Source organism: Pseudomonas sp. LBUM1643 (assembly GCF_059716215.1).
In genome coordinates, this window is record NZ_CP166813.1 from 4,776,252 (window position 1) to 4,790,293 (window position 14,042).

A 14,042-nucleotide genomic window follows, 5' to 3' on the forward strand; every position below is an offset into this window, starting at 1 on the left:
GCGTGTACCTGAACTGTTGTGATCTCTGGATTCAGGACTGCTTCGCAGCCCAACGGGGATAAATCCCCTCGCCACAAAAGCCTTGATCACAACAGCCCATCAGCCATCACATCAATGTTTGCTGCCGCCAGCACAGGTCGGCGAAGCCGGGGCCGCGTCGATCTGTGCCCATTCTTCAGGCGTATAGGTATGCAGCGCCAACGCATGAAATTCGCCCATCAGCTCGCCGAGCGTGCCGTAGACCTTCTGGTGACGCTTGACCCTGTTGAGCCCCTCGAACTGCTGACTGACCACCACCGCCTTGAAGTGGGTTTGCAACCCGCGACTGTGCATGTGGCTCTCATCCAGCACCTGCAGGTGCTCGGGCTGTAACAGGCCCAGCGTCGACTCAATGCGTTGTTGCATGCTCATACCGAACTCCGCTTACGGCTTTTTCTTGGCAGGAGCGGCGCCTTTAGGCTCCAGCTCGGCCGTCATGTCAGCCAGCAGCTTGTTGACCACAGGCACCGCGCTTTCCAGCTTGGCCTGAGTCATCTGAGCCGATTGCTGAGTCAGCTGAGGCATTTTTTCCAGGACTTTCTTGCCCAGTGGGGACTTGTAGAACGCTACCAGGTCCTTGAGCTCGGATTCACTGAAGTTGGTGGTGTAGAGCTTGACCATATCCGGCTTCAGCTTGTTCCAGCCAATGGCTTGGTCAAGCGCAGCGTTGGCCTTGGCCTGATAGGTTTCCAGCAGCGCTTTTTTCGATTCAGGTGCTTTGGTTTGTTCAAAGCGCTGAGCGAACATTTGCTGCACTTGCATGTACACCGGAGTGCCCAATTTGTCAGCGTGCGCCAGGGTCAGGAAAGCCTCGGCACTGGCGTTGTGGCTGGCGGTATCGGCAAAAACAGGGCCGCTGGCGCAAACCAGTGCAACCGCGGTACAGATGGCACGAAGACGAGTCATCGAGTTTCCTTTTCTAGCAGGCGAGGTAAAACCCCAAGGGCGTCCATTCTGCGCCTAAAAAAGTGTGTCACTCAACCCCAAGCCTTGTGGAGCCTTATTTAGAGGGGTTTAAAAGGCAAATTCGAGACGGATGGAACCACGGCGGACGATGAGGGCCTAAACTGCGCTATCAGACCTACAGGAGTGTGCATGATGAGCCGTATCGAAACCGACAGCCTTGGCCAGGTTGAAGTCCCGGATGAAGCCTATTGGGGCGCTCAGACGCAACGCTCGCTGATCAACTTTGCGATTGGCAATGAACGCATGCCGCTGGCGGTGCTGCACGCCCTGGCCCTGATCAAGAAAGCCGCATCGCGGGTCAATGACCGTAATGGTGACGTGCCTGCCGACATTGCCCGCCTGATCGAACAGGCCGCCGACGAAGTGCTCGATGGCAGCCATGACGACCAGTTTCCCCTGGTGGTCTGGCAGACCGGCAGCGGTACCCAGAGCAACATGAACGTCAACGAAGTGATCGCCGGACGTGCCAATGAGCTGGCCGGCAATCCGCGCGGCGGCAAATCCCCCGTGCACCCCAACGATCATGTCAACCGTTCCCAGAGTTCCAACGACTGCTTCCCTACGGCCATGCACATCGCGGCAGCCCAGGCCGTGCAGCAGCATTTGCTGCCGGCAATCAGTGAACTGTCTGGCGGTCTGGCCGAGCTGTCCGCGCGCCACATGAAGCTGGTCAAGACCGGCCGGACACACATGATGGACGCCACGCCGATCACCTTTGGCCAGGAAGTCTCGGCATTCATCGCCCAGCTGGATTACGCCGAACGAGCGATCCGCAGCGCGCTGCCGGCCGTCTGCGAACTGGCACAGGGTGGCACGGCCGTCGGCACCGGTTTGAATTCGCCGCACGGCTTCGGTGAAGCCATCGCTGCTGAACTTGCGGCGCTCTCCGGTTTGCCGTTCGTCACCGCACCCAATAAATTTGCCGCACTGGCGGGCCATGAACCGCTGACCACGCTGTCCGGCGCGCTGAAGACCCTCGCGGTCACCCTGATGAAAATCGCCAACGACCTGCGTCTTTTGGGATCAGGGCCGCGAGCCGGTTTCGCCGAAGTGAAACTGCCTGCCAACGAACCGGGAAGCTCGATCATGCCCGGCAAGGTCAATCCGACCCAGTGCGAAGCGTTATCGATGCTGGCGTGCCAGGTCATGGGTAACGACGTGGCGATCGGTTTTGCCGCGAGCCAGGGCCACTTGCAGCTGAACGTGTTCAAACCGGTGATCATCCACAACCTGCTGCAATCGATTCGCCTGCTGGGCGATGGCTGCAGCAACTTCCAGCAGCATTGCATTGCGGGCCTAGAGCCGGATGCGGCGAAAATGGCCGAACATCTGGAACGTGGGTTGATGTTGGTGACGGCGCTCAATCCGCACATCGGCTATGACAAATCGGCGGAAATCGCCAAGAAGGCTTACGGCGAGGGGCTGACCTTGCGTGAGGCGGCGCTGCAGTTGGGGTACCTGACGGATGAAGAATTTGATGCCTGGGTGCGGCCGGAGAATATGCTGGAAGCAGGTGCCAAGGGCTGAGATTCGTAGCGCCTGATCGTCATTCATCGCAGGCAAGCCCGCTCCCACATGGTGTTGTGTCGTTCACTGAAATTGCGGTCGACGCAAAACCTGTGGGAGCGTGGCTTGCCCGCGATGAACGATAACGCGATCTAACCCGCTGCTATCCGCACTTTTCTTGCCCGTAGTCCTGCAATCAACGAAGGCCCCAACGCCACCAGCGCCGACCCGAATACCACCAGCACCGCCCCGCCATACCCCAGGCCATTGATCGTTTCAGCGTGCACATATTCCGGCCACATCCAGGCCGCGAACGCCACCGCAACAAAGGTCACAAGGGGTGTAATCGCCAGGGTCGCGCTGACCCGCGACGCTTCCCAATGAGCCAACGCCTCGGCAAACGCGCCATAGGCAATCAGGGTATTCATGCAGCACGCCAGCAACAGCCATCCTTGCAGCGGCGTCAGTTGCATCACTTCCAGCGGATGCACCCAAGGCGTCAGCAATGCCGCGCAGAACAGGTAGATCACCATCATCACCTGCAACGAATTCCACACCGTCAGCAGCTGTTTTTGCCCCAGGGCATAGAACGTCCAGACCGTGGACGCCAACAACACCAGTAGCACCCCGGCCGTGTAATCGGTCAGTGACGTGAGCAATTCACTCAAGCGCTGGTTGAAAAACAATGCAAAACCGATGAGCAGTACCAGCAGCCCAATCCCCTGCCCCACGCTAAAGCGTTCCTTGAACACAAACAGGCTGGCGATCAACAACATGATCGGCCCCATCTGCACGACCAGCTGCGCAGTGCCGGGGCTGAGCAGGTTGAGCCCCATCAAATACAGCACATAGTTGCCGACAAGGCCGAGCACGGCCATTAACACCAACCATCCACCGCGGGGACCGAGCACTTTGTAGCTCGGCAGGCGTCTGGTTGCCGCGAGATAAATGAACAGGCATCCGCCGGAAACCGCCAGACGAAACCAGGTGACCGTGACCGGATCCATCACCTGCAGCACTTGCTTGAGCTTGATCGGCAGGATTCCCCACAGCACTGCGGTCAGCAAGGCGAGGAACAGACCGTATACCCAGCGACCCGATGAAATGTGCATGCGAACCCCGAAGCCAATTGGCGAGAACCGTCATTCTAGGCGCAACGCCTGACGGCACACAGGGACAGTTACCCCCCGGCCGCGAATGCAACTGTGCAGGTCGTTTCGTTTGAAGGGCCTGAGCCGCCGATCAGATGGTCGGGCGCTTTAACCGGTTCACACATATGCTGATTGGATCCACCCACAGGAATGCAGCTTCAGGAGAACTCCATGTACGGCATGCGCGCCCAGGACAACGCCCCCGCTACGCACTTTCGCAGCGACCGGATCTGTCGAGTCAATGGGGAGTTATATTTCAGTACCCGTGAAAACACGCTGGAAGGGCCTTTTGAAAATACCGAGAAGGCGGCGCGGGAGATTCAGGCGTATATCGAACGGATGCAGTGGCTGAGTGCCCAGCGATAAGCCGAGGCGTCCGCATCGCGAGCAGACTCGCTCCCACAGGGATCTGGTGAGCGCCGATGATCCAGTGTGGGAGTGAGCCTGCTCGCGATAGCAGTCAAGCAGGCAACACACATTTCGAGAATTAACGCACAGCCTCAAACAACCCCGTCGCACCCATCCCGCCGCCCACGCACATGGTCACAATGCCGTAACGCAGTTTACGCCGCTGCAACTCACGCACCAGATGCCCGACCTGACGCGACCCGGTCATACCGAAAGGATGGCCGATGGAAATCGAGCCGCCGTTGACGTTGTATTTTTCGTTGTCGATTTCCAGCCGGTTACGGCTGTACAGGCACTGTGACGCGAACGCTTCGTTGAGTTCCCACAGATCAATGTCGGCGATCTGCAAGCCCTTGGCCTTGAGCAATTTAGGCACCGAAAAAACCGGGCCGATTCCCATCTCGTCAGGCTCGCACCCGGCGACGGTAAAACCACGGAAGAAAGCCTTGGGTTTGAGCCCAAGCTCCAGCGCTTTTTCCAGGCTCATCACCAGGGTCATCGAGGCGCCGTCGGAGAGCTGTGAAGAATTGCCAGCCGTTACCGAACCGTCTTCGGCAAACACCGGCTTCAGCCCGGCAAGGCTTTCCAGCGTGGTATCCGGGCGATTGCAATCGTCACGATCGACGATGCCGTCGAGTATCTGCACCTGGCCGGTCGCCTTGTCTTCAACGCGGTATTTCACCGCCATCGACACGATTTCGTCATCGAACAATCCCGCAGCCTGAGCCTGGGCGGTGCGCAGCTGGCTCTGCAACGCATACCGGTCCTGCTCTTCGCGGCTGACGTTGTATCGACGAGCGACGATCTCGGCGGTTTGGCCCATCGGAAAATAAATCCCCGGCACCTGCTCTTTCAATAGCGGATTGATCAGATTGTCGGTGTTAACACTTTTCATGGTCAGGCTGATCGACTCGACACCGCCGGCGACGATGATGTCGCTGCAGCCCGAAGCGATCTGGTTGGCGGCGATGGCGATTGCCTGCAAGCCAGACGAACAGAAGCGATTGAGGGTCATGCCCGCAGTGCCGATGCCCAGACGCGACAGCACGGCGACGTTGCGTCCAATATTGAACCCTTGGGCGCCTTCGTTTGAGCCGGCGCCGACAATACAGTCCTCGACACTGGCCGGATCAATGCCTGAGCGGGCCAGCAGCGCATTGACGCAATGGGCCGCCATGTCGTCGGGGCGGGTCTGGTTGAATTTGCCGCGAAAGGATTTGGCCAGGCCGGTCCGCACGCTGTCGACGATCACCACTTCACGCATGGCATACCTCATTGTTGTTGTCGGTTGAGAGTGGACTGAGCATAAGTCCACCCCTTCACCGACCGCGACAATCATTCACCTCGCGTATGCGCAGCCATCGGCTCACTTCTTGTGTTTCTTAGCCTTCTTGTCGGATTTTTCGAACGCTTCTTCCAGCGCCTGATTGATCGTGCGCAGGACTTTGACCCGGGCCCAGCGCTTGTCATTGGCTTCCACCAGGGTCCAGGGCGCGATCTCGGTGCTGGTGCGGTCGACCATGTCGCCGACTGCCGCGCGGTAGGCATCCCATTTGTCGCGGTTGCGCCAGTCGTCTTCAGTAATCTTGAAACGTTTGAATGGAATGTTTTCCCGGGCCTGAAAGCGCTCCAGTTGCGTCTGCTTGTCGATGGACAGCCAGAATTTGACCACGATCACTCCGGCGTCGGTGAGCTGCTCTTCGAAATCATTGATTTCGCTGTAGGCCCGCAACCAGTCCGCCGGTGGGCAGAACCCTTCGACGCGCTCCACCAACACTCGCCCGTACCACGAACGATCAAACACGGTGAACTTGCCCTTGGCCGGGATGTGCCGCCAGAAACGCCACAAATAGGGTTGTGCCCGCTCCTCTTCAGTTGGCGCGGCAATCGGCACGATGCTGTATTGACGTGGATCCAGTGCCGCCGCAACCCGGCGGATCGCACCGCCCTTGCCCGCCGCATCATTGCCTTCGAACACAGCCACCAAGGCATGGCGGCGCATGCGTTTGTCACGCATCAGCCCGGAGAATCGGGCTTGCTCGGTAATCAGCTGCTCCTCGTAATCGTCCTTTTCCAGATGCTGGGTCAAATCCAGGCTGTCGAGCAGGTTCAACTGATCGACACTCAGGGGCAACGGTGCGGCGCTGACTTTATCAGGGTGAATCGTCTGACGTTTCAGAGCGTTTTGCAGGCCCTCGAGCAGAATCCTGCCCACCGTCAAGCTGCGGTAATGCGGGTCAACGCCTTCGATCACATGCCAGGGCGCGTAGTCACGGCTGGTGCGGCGCAACACGCGCTCGCCGTATTTTACGAATTTGTCGTACGTCTTCGATTGCTGCCAATCCAGCGGGCTGATGCGCCAGCTGTGCAGCGGATCATCCGCCAGGGCTTTGAGGCGCGCTTTCATTTGTTTCTTGGACAGGTGAAACCAGAATTTGAAGATCAGCGCGCCTTCATCGCAGAGCATCTGCTCCAGTCGTTCGGTAGCGTTGATGCCTTGGTCGAGCCTTGGGTCTTTAATCAGCCCGTGAACACGGTCCTGCAACATCTGGCTGTACCAGTTGCCGAAAAAAACCCCCATGCGGCCTTTGGCCGGAAGCATCCGCCAGTAACGCCAGGCGGGCGGTCGTGCCAGTTCCTCGTCGGTTTGCTGATCAAAGGTACGGACCTCGATCAGGCGCGGGTCCATCCATTCGTTCAGCAGCTTGACGGTTTCACCCTTGCCGGCACCTTCGATGCCGTTGATCAGGACGATGACCGGAAACCGGCCTTGCTGTTGCAGTTCAAATTGAGCATCGAGCAAGGCTTCACGCAAGGCCGGCACTTCGGCGTCATAGGTTTCTTTATCGATGGCGTGACCAATTTCGGCAGATTCGAACATGGATGGCTCCCTTTCCAGATTGAGCAAGACTAGCGGAGTAGGAGCTGCCAAGCGAAGCGGAGGCTGCGATCTTTTGATCTTTATCTTTAAAAACGAGATCAAGAGATCGCAGCCTCCGCTTCGCTTGGCAGCTCTTGCGCAGCTCCATTGTCATGCATCAGGCAGTGCGCTGACGATCAGTTAGAATGGCCGCCTTGCCGTTGCCGAGCCTGCCATGAAACCTGTATTGCCCCACGCCCAGCTCGATTGGGACGACCAGGGACTCCCGCGTTCGCGGGTGTTTGACGATGTGTATTTTTCCGATCTGTCGGGACTGGACGAAACACGTTACGTATTCCTCGAGCAAAACCGTCTGCAAGAGCGTTTTGGCGCGTTAACGGTCGGCGGTCGATTGGTGATCGGTGAGACCGGTTTCGGGACCGGGCTGAATTTTTTATGTGCCTGGCAACTGTTCGAGCAGCACGCGGTGGCGGGCGCACGGTTGCATTTTGTCAGCGTCGAAAAGTACCCCTTGAGCTTGCCCGATCTGCGACGCGCACTGGCGTTATGGCCTCAGCTCAAGCCCTTTGCCGATCAATTGCTGGCCCAGTACGTGGCGATCCATCAAGGGTTCCAGCGTCTGGTGCTGGATAACGGCCGCGTCACCCTGACCCTGCTGATCGGCGATGCGCTGGAGCAACTGCCGCAGCTGGACGCACAGATCGATGCCTGGTTTCTGGACGGCTTCGCTCCGGCGAAAAACCCTGACATGTGGACCGCCGAACTGTTTGCGGAATTGGCCCGCCTGGCGGCGCCTGACTCGACCATCAGCACCTTCACCAGCACCGGTTGGGTGCGTCGCCTGTTGAATGCCGCAGGCTTCAAGATGAAGCGCACACCAGGCATTGGCCACAAGTGGGAAATCCTGCGGGGTACATTCCTCGGCTGGCCGCAAGACACTCCGGCACCCGAGACCGCCAAGCCATGGTTTGCTCGTCCAGCACCACCGACAGGCGAGCGTCGTGCCCTGGTGATCGGCGCCGGCCTGGCCGGATGTGCCAGCGCCGCCAGCCTCGCGGCAAGGGGTTGGCAAGTCAGCCTCCTGGAGCGCCACGAAGCGCTGGCCCGCGAAGCGTCGGGCAATCCCCAAGGCGTGTTGTACCTCAAACTTTCCGCCCACGGCACGGCACTGTCGCAACTTGTTTTGAGCGGCTTCGGCTACACCCGGCGTCTGCTTGAACACTTGAAACGGGGCGTCGATTGGGATGATTGCGGGGTACTGCAACTGGCGTTCAATGCCAAGGAAGCAGAACGACAGGCGCAACTGGCAGCCGCCTTTCCAGACGATTTATTGCACACGCTGGATCGGGAACACTGTGAGCTTCGTGCCGGCATCGCGTTGCAATCGGGAGGCCTGTTTTACCCTGAAGGGGGTTGGGTGCATCCACCCGCCCTGTGCGAATGGCAAGCCGCGCATCCGGATATCCAGGTCCAGACGCATCACGATGTGCTGGAGCTGCGCCGCGCAGACGGTCAGTGGCAAGCCTGGGATGGCGACACGTTGCTGGCCGAGGCACCGGTGGTGGTGCTGGCCGGCGCCGCCGAGATCAAGCGTTTTTCCTACAGCGCCGAGCTGCCCCTCAAACGTATTCGCGGACAGATCACCCGTTTACCCCAGACCTCTGCAAGCAGAAGCTTGAGCACGGTGGTCTGCGCCGAAGGCTATGTCGCACCCGCTCGCCTGGGTGAACACACGCTAGGAGCCAGTTTCGATTTCCACAACGATGACCTGACACCCACCGCCGCCGAGCATGCCGGCAATATGAAGATGCTCGAAGAAATTTCGCCCGACCTGGTCGCACGACTCGGCGCGGACACCCTGCACCCTGAAGCACTTGAGGGTCGCGCCGCGTTTCGCTGCACCAGCCCGGATTACCTGCCGATAGTCGGCCCGCTGGCGGATGCCCAGGCATTTGCCGATGCCTACAGCGCTTTGAGCAAGGATGCCCGGAAAACCCCCGACATCCCCTGCCCCTGGCTGGAGGGTTTGTACGTCAACAGCGGCCACGGTTCGAGAGGACTGGTCACCGCTCCGTTGTCAGGCGAATTACTGGCCGCCTGGCTCGACGCGGAACCTCTGCCACTGCCCAGAGCCGTGGCCGAGGCGTGTCATCCGAACCGTTTTGCCTTGCGTCGATTGATTCGAGGTAAAGCCTGAGTGGCTTAATCCAGAATGAAACAGGTCTTTGACTCGTCCGCCTTCATGGCCTCTTCGGTCAGGCTTTTGATCAGATCTGTTTCAGCCTGCTGCAGCTCATCCGCGATACCATCGACATGCGCGCGAAACCCCGCCCCCAGCGTTGCCTCGCTTTCGGAAGCCGTCTGCACCCGCTGATGAAAGGGTGCGGCAAGGTCTGTAAATTTTTTGCCATGTCGCTCACGCAAAAATTTGCTCCAGAACTCGCGGCTGCTCAAGTCAGTTAACAGGTCGGAAGAAGCTTCGGCAGCGATGACCTTATTGTAGGCAACCTCCAGATCCCCTGATTTCACGCCGCCCAGCGATGCATAGCGCATATGCCTGGGTTGGCCGATAAGCTCGAGTTTGTCGGCCAGGCCGATGCGATAGGCCAACTCCACTTCCACGGGATCGAGTTTGGGATGGGTCAGGACATGTTCCCGAGCGAGCCTGGCGAGAGAATCCTGGCGAAACAGACGCCGTCCCAGATTCAGCAACCGAGCGGCCTGATCATGAGCGTTAACGGACTGGCGGACTAACGTGTCGATATCGACGGCCACTTCAAGGTTACTGAAAATCGTGGCCGCGGAATCAACGCAATTGGCTTTCACAGCCAATGGAAGAAGATGATCGCGCAACGACGAATCCGCCTGAGCCGCCTCGATAACATTCCACACCCGGTCGCTCATCTCCTCATGGACAAAGCGGCTATCCGCCGTACTACCAACTTCTGCCAACAATCTAAAAAAGCCGTCGGACTCGGGTTCATTCTTTAGCGCAGTCCATGTGCGGTGACGACGGGCATAATTTTCTTCACGACTATCAGGCATCCACAGTTCTCGAGCTTTTTGCTCATTGATCACCGCGTGATCATCTTCAAGAAAACCCATCCCGATGCCTGTACTGTCACGATAAGTTCCAAGCTTCGCACGGCTCGCCGCGGACAATGGGTTGTGCCGTAAATTGATCCTTCGTGCGAATCGTCGCGGGACCTCGAACAACCAGGCCGGCAACTCTCGAATGTCGTTACCGCGCAAATCCGCCACGTCCAGGTAAGGCAATCGGGCAAGCCCCACAGGTAACTCCGTGGCATGGGTGTCGCCGAGGAACAGAGATTGCAGATCCAGCATTTTGCTGACATCCACCGTGGCTCCCAACCGGTTATCGCTCAGCGCGAGGGTACGTAACTTGCGCATATCGGTCAGTTTTCGGAGGGTGTGTTCGGTCAATGCCAACTGGTTGCGGTTCAAGATCAAATGTTCAAGGTCGGGCATGTGTGACACTGCTTCAGGCAGTCGTGTCAGTTGATTGCCATCCAGTTCCAACCTGACAAGATTTTTGAAGGGCCCGAGGAAGTACGCCAGCTCGTCACCTGCGTTCATGTCTCTGATGATGAGGCTGCGCACATGAGCGACGTCCTGCTCGGTCAGCGTCGGCAACTGGCCAGCAGGGTTGCGCTCCAGTTTGAGCGTTACCGGTTGATCCAGCGGTGTTCGCGGCGCAGTTACCCGGCGCCAGCAGTTCTCGATGGCTTGAGTTATCTGGCGACGGCTGACGCGCACATCATTGAGCTGTCCCGACACCTTCTTCATCTCTTCCTGGTCGTTGCTCCAGGTCTGCAGTACTGCACGCAACTTCTTCAACTGCTGCTCCAGTACCTTGATTCGATTTACCCGCAACGTGTCGGTAGTACCTGCTTCATCGAGAAAGGCTGAAACCTGGGCATCGGTGAACAGCGGGTACAGCTTTCGGACTTTACGAATCAAGGCTTTTGCGTAGACGTTCGCCTCGGCAGGGTCAGCCTGGATCCCACAGGAAGAAAGGTGTTCGGGGACTTCGCGGTGCTCACCTCGCAATACCCGAGCGGTGCGCACGCGATTCGCCGTGGCAGCCGAGCCCAGGCGCTCGCGCAGTAAGGTCACATTGACGTCATCGGCACCCGTAAGCCCCATGCGGATGCGTCGAGCTGCAGGCAGTGCGTGGAATATCGATTCGGCGAGCGTGGCGCTTGTTTTGTCGGCTATCAACGTGCCGGTTCCCCGGTTGACCTGATAGCCCGTCGGCGTTTTGATGATGACCCCGCTCAACGGCGCATCCACGCGGCCGACACTGTCGAGCAACTTGCCAGTGGATGATCCTTCTCGCAACTCCAATCGATAACCCGTCTCCCAACCTTGCACGCGATCCAGCAGCCTGAGGCTAAGCGCGTTCGTATCGGCATTGGCCAGCTCCGAAAAATGCAGTCCGGTGAGTGCACGGTCCAGCCTGAGCGAAAGCTGCGCCTCGCTGACCTGCTCCGATAATTCAAAACCCGGGAACTTGCGGTCGCGCAAAAAAACACGATCTCGTTGACTCGCCTCGTCCAGCAACTTGCGAGCTACCCGGGTGGGAACGTCGGCTGCGTGCTCACGCAACGTCGCAACATCACCGGTGGCTTCGCCGTCATAGGCTTTGTAAAGCCACTCAAGCAGTGGTTGGCGATTACTTTTAAGGGATGACGCTATTTTTCGAGCCATTAACGTTGATTGCGAATCGCTCGTCCCGGTGCCGACAATGGCCTCAACTTCTTTCGAATAAAGCCCATCGATCACGGTATCCAACAATTTCCCTGCGTTCAGTTGCGCTTGAGTAACGTGCACGCTGTTAACGTCGTCACTACTTTTTGCAGCCCCCTCTGGAAAGCGAGAAACGACTGCGCCGTCCGCATCAAGCACCTGGATGAATCGCTCTTCAGGCCAGCCGGACAGGCTTGGCAATGTATGCAGTTGCTCCTGCAGATAATCCGTATTGGCGGTATCGCCACGCTCCATGGCCGATACCATATCGGTGATGCGCCGATTCAGTTTGAAGCGCTCGATACATTCATTCAGCCGCGGCGGTAAACCCAAACTGCCCAGATGCAATCGGTGAAGCTCGGCGGGCGTTATACCGACGATGTCTGCGACTCTTGTCAGATCACTGTCAGAGAAGCCCTTTAGACGGGGATCGGTGCGTTTCAACGCATACGCACTGTTCGGCCACTCATGCCCGTGTTCATGAACATGCCGCCAGCCGCCATCGACGCTTCGTTCAAGGGCAGGCGCAAACGCGTCCTGACGCACTGGGTGGTTTATGTGCCACGAATGTTTCTCGGGGTTACGGGTGACACGATAGACCTTGTCCTCTATAACAACTGAGCTGTGCCCGCCCTGTTTGTAAATGCCCTTCGCATCCGGCCGCACAGTTTCCGGCAGCGCCAATGCCTGCTGATAGGGCTCAAGATCAGGCTTCCAAAGCCTTTGTTTACCATCGGCGCGCGTCACCGCTTCGAAACCATCAAAGAAAGCCGCTTGCTGTTCCACGCCCCGACGAAAGGCGGCCGACGCCACTTTGCCGGCAGCCGCGAACGCCGCCATCTGCGCGATGTTTTCTAGAACGCTCAACAAGTGCGAAAAAGCTTTGTGCGGCTCGCCGTGCGCCCAGTCCTGCACACCTTCATAGACCTCGCTAACAATGTCGATGACTGCCACAGCCATCATCAATTCGCCCAGCACCGGTACGAAAAAAGAGGCTGCGTTCAAGAACAGAAGACCGCCATCGAGCAGCCTCTGAACGGTTTTTTCCCGTTGTACCTCGTCCACTTCTTCGGTCGTGACCGCGAGGACACGGGCATCTCGCTGGGTCTTGTTGATGAATGCGCCGAAGAAGAAATCAGAAACACAACCGGCGGGTGTCGCGACCAGCGTACCCAGTACGTTGTCCTCGTCAAATGCGGTGAATAAATCGGATTTATCGTGCCCGGGAAGGAATTGGCTGGCGAAGTACGCTCTGTAGTCTTTGGCTTGCAGCTGACGTGAGAGGTAAGTCCTGAAGTCATCCAGCGAGGCGTATTCATACAGCGGTCGCTCGGGATCATTCGGCAGGTACACCACGCATTTCGCCTTCGGCGCGGTGTCGATCGAGGTTTTGGTGAACACCAGCGCCCCGCAGATGCATGCATCATCGATCATCAAGCCTTGCCAGATCACCGACGCACCGTCCAAGACGGCGCCTTTGGTTTGTGCCGCAGGGAGGTCTTGTGCGATGACGCTCAACATCATTGTGTAAACGGCTTCGGTGATGTGCTTTTTCAAGTAGGCGATATGAACGGCGATTTTCAGATCAAGCAGCTTCAACTGCCGGATGTCTGCCCCTGAGGCGTGTGCGTTGCCTGCAGACGTGGCCGGCAATGCCAATACCTCGGCGATATGGCGCTGATAACGCGCACCGAGGTCAAGCTCGCGACAAATCAGCGCGAATTTCGTCGGGGTAATCGCCGCACCGGTCTGGGCTTGTCCATTGATTCGTATCAACGAGTCTTTCGGGATGCCGCCGCTGCTGGATTCTTCAAGGGTGAAGTTCTCCATGGCCGCGTGCAGCAGGCTGCGAGAAGTGGTGGTGAATTTTTCCTGGAAGCTGGTAGGGAGCGGCGCACCAATGCCTATTATCGATCTTTTAACGATCTCCAGGGTGTCCCGCTCAACATCGAAATCGACAGTCCATTTGCTCTTGAGAAAAAGGGTCAGTTGCTCCTTGCAGAACACGTCCAGCGGCTTGAGCCTCTCGAGTACCGCTGCAGCCTTGGTATAAGTGAGATCACTTTGCTCAACCGACGCTTTCAGACCCTGTACCACCGCAAGGTCTGCATTGGCCAGCCAAGTCGGGATGTTTTTTTGCAGTACCTCGGCTTTGTCCAGATCGGCAGTATGATCAACAAAAGCAGCGCTGCGTTGCGCGGGGGTAAACGTCGTTACCGCAGGTGTCACGTCAGATGTAGACAGCATGTGCAATATCCTTATTGCATTGAGATGGCTTCAGTCTATTAAGCTCGTCAGGCAATTAAAAACGCGAATACCGG

9 protein-coding genes are annotated in these 14,042 nt (G+C 58.0%); 3 read left to right on the forward strand and 6 right to left on the reverse strand.

Translation table 11 applies throughout. The features are described from left to right. Window positions 1–111: 111 nt before the first annotated feature. A complete protein-coding gene (locus ACA063_RS21430; RefSeq protein ID WP_014337210.1) occupies window positions 112–411 on the reverse strand; it encodes a BolA family protein in 300 nt (99 codons plus the stop codon). A 12-nt stretch (window positions 412–423) separates the two neighbouring features. After that, window positions 424–945 (reverse strand): DUF2059 domain-containing protein, encoded by a 522-nt coding sequence (locus tag ACA063_RS21435; protein WP_064676461.1) that lies wholly within the window; start codon window positions 943–945, stop codon window positions 424–426. A 192-nt stretch (window positions 946–1,137) separates the two neighbouring features. Here ACA063_RS21435 and ACA063_RS21440 point away from each other — a divergent pair, with 192 nt between their 5' ends. After that, the gene (locus ACA063_RS21440) at window positions 1,138–2,532 is read left to right on the forward strand and encodes a class II fumarate hydratase (protein ID WP_497663284.1); all 1,395 of its coding nucleotides are present in this window, start codon (window positions 1,138–1,140) and stop codon (window positions 2,530–2,532) included. A gap of 131 nt (window positions 2,533–2,663) precedes the next feature. On the opposite strand, the gene ACA063_RS21445 is transcribed toward ACA063_RS21440, so the two are convergent. Then, on the reverse strand, window positions 2,664–3,623 hold the full coding sequence (locus tag ACA063_RS21445) for a DMT family transporter (RefSeq protein WP_497663285.1): 960 nt from the start codon (window positions 3,621–3,623) through the stop codon (window positions 2,664–2,666). Window positions 3,624–3,833: 210 nt separating this feature from the next. On the opposite strand from ACA063_RS21445, the gene ACA063_RS21450 reads away from it, so the two are divergent. Then, on the forward strand, window positions 3,834–4,028 hold the full coding sequence (locus tag ACA063_RS21450; RefSeq protein ID WP_497663286.1) for a DUF6316 family protein: 195 nt from the start codon (window positions 3,834–3,836) through the stop codon (window positions 4,026–4,028). Window positions 4,029–4,149: 121 nt separating this feature from the next. On the opposite strand, the gene ACA063_RS21455 is transcribed toward ACA063_RS21450, so the two are convergent. Both ACA063_RS21455 and pap read right to left on the reverse strand, forming a co-directional pair. Continuing rightward, window positions 4,150–5,334 carry a thiolase family protein gene (locus tag ACA063_RS21455; protein WP_497663287.1) on the reverse strand — a complete coding sequence of 395 codons (1,185 nt, stop codon included), beginning with the start codon at window positions 5,332–5,334 and terminating at the stop codon, window positions 4,150–4,152. A gap of 102 nt (window positions 5,335–5,436) precedes the next feature. Then, complete coding sequence (pap, locus tag ACA063_RS21460; RefSeq protein ID WP_497663288.1) at window positions 5,437–6,951, reverse strand: polyphosphate:AMP phosphotransferase; 1,515 nt, start codon at window positions 6,949–6,951, stop codon at window positions 5,437–5,439. A gap of 214 nt (window positions 6,952–7,165) precedes the next feature. On the opposite strand from pap, the gene mnmC reads away from it, so the two are divergent. Beyond that, a complete protein-coding gene (mnmC, locus tag ACA063_RS21465; RefSeq protein WP_497663289.1) occupies window positions 7,166–9,148 on the forward strand; it encodes a bifunctional tRNA (5-methylaminomethyl-2-thiouridine)(34)-methyltransferase MnmC2/FAD-dependent 5-carboxymethylaminomethyl-2-thiouridine(34) oxidoreductase MnmC1 in 1,983 nt (660 codons plus the stop codon). A gap of 5 nt (window positions 9,149–9,153) precedes the next feature. Here mnmC and ACA063_RS21470 read toward each other — a convergent pair whose 3' ends face one another. Then, window positions 9,154–13,968 (reverse strand): NEL-type E3 ubiquitin ligase domain-containing protein, encoded by a 4,815-nt coding sequence (locus tag ACA063_RS21470; RefSeq protein ID WP_497663290.1) that lies wholly within the window; start codon window positions 13,966–13,968, stop codon window positions 9,154–9,156. Window positions 13,969–14,042: the final 74 nt, after the last annotated feature.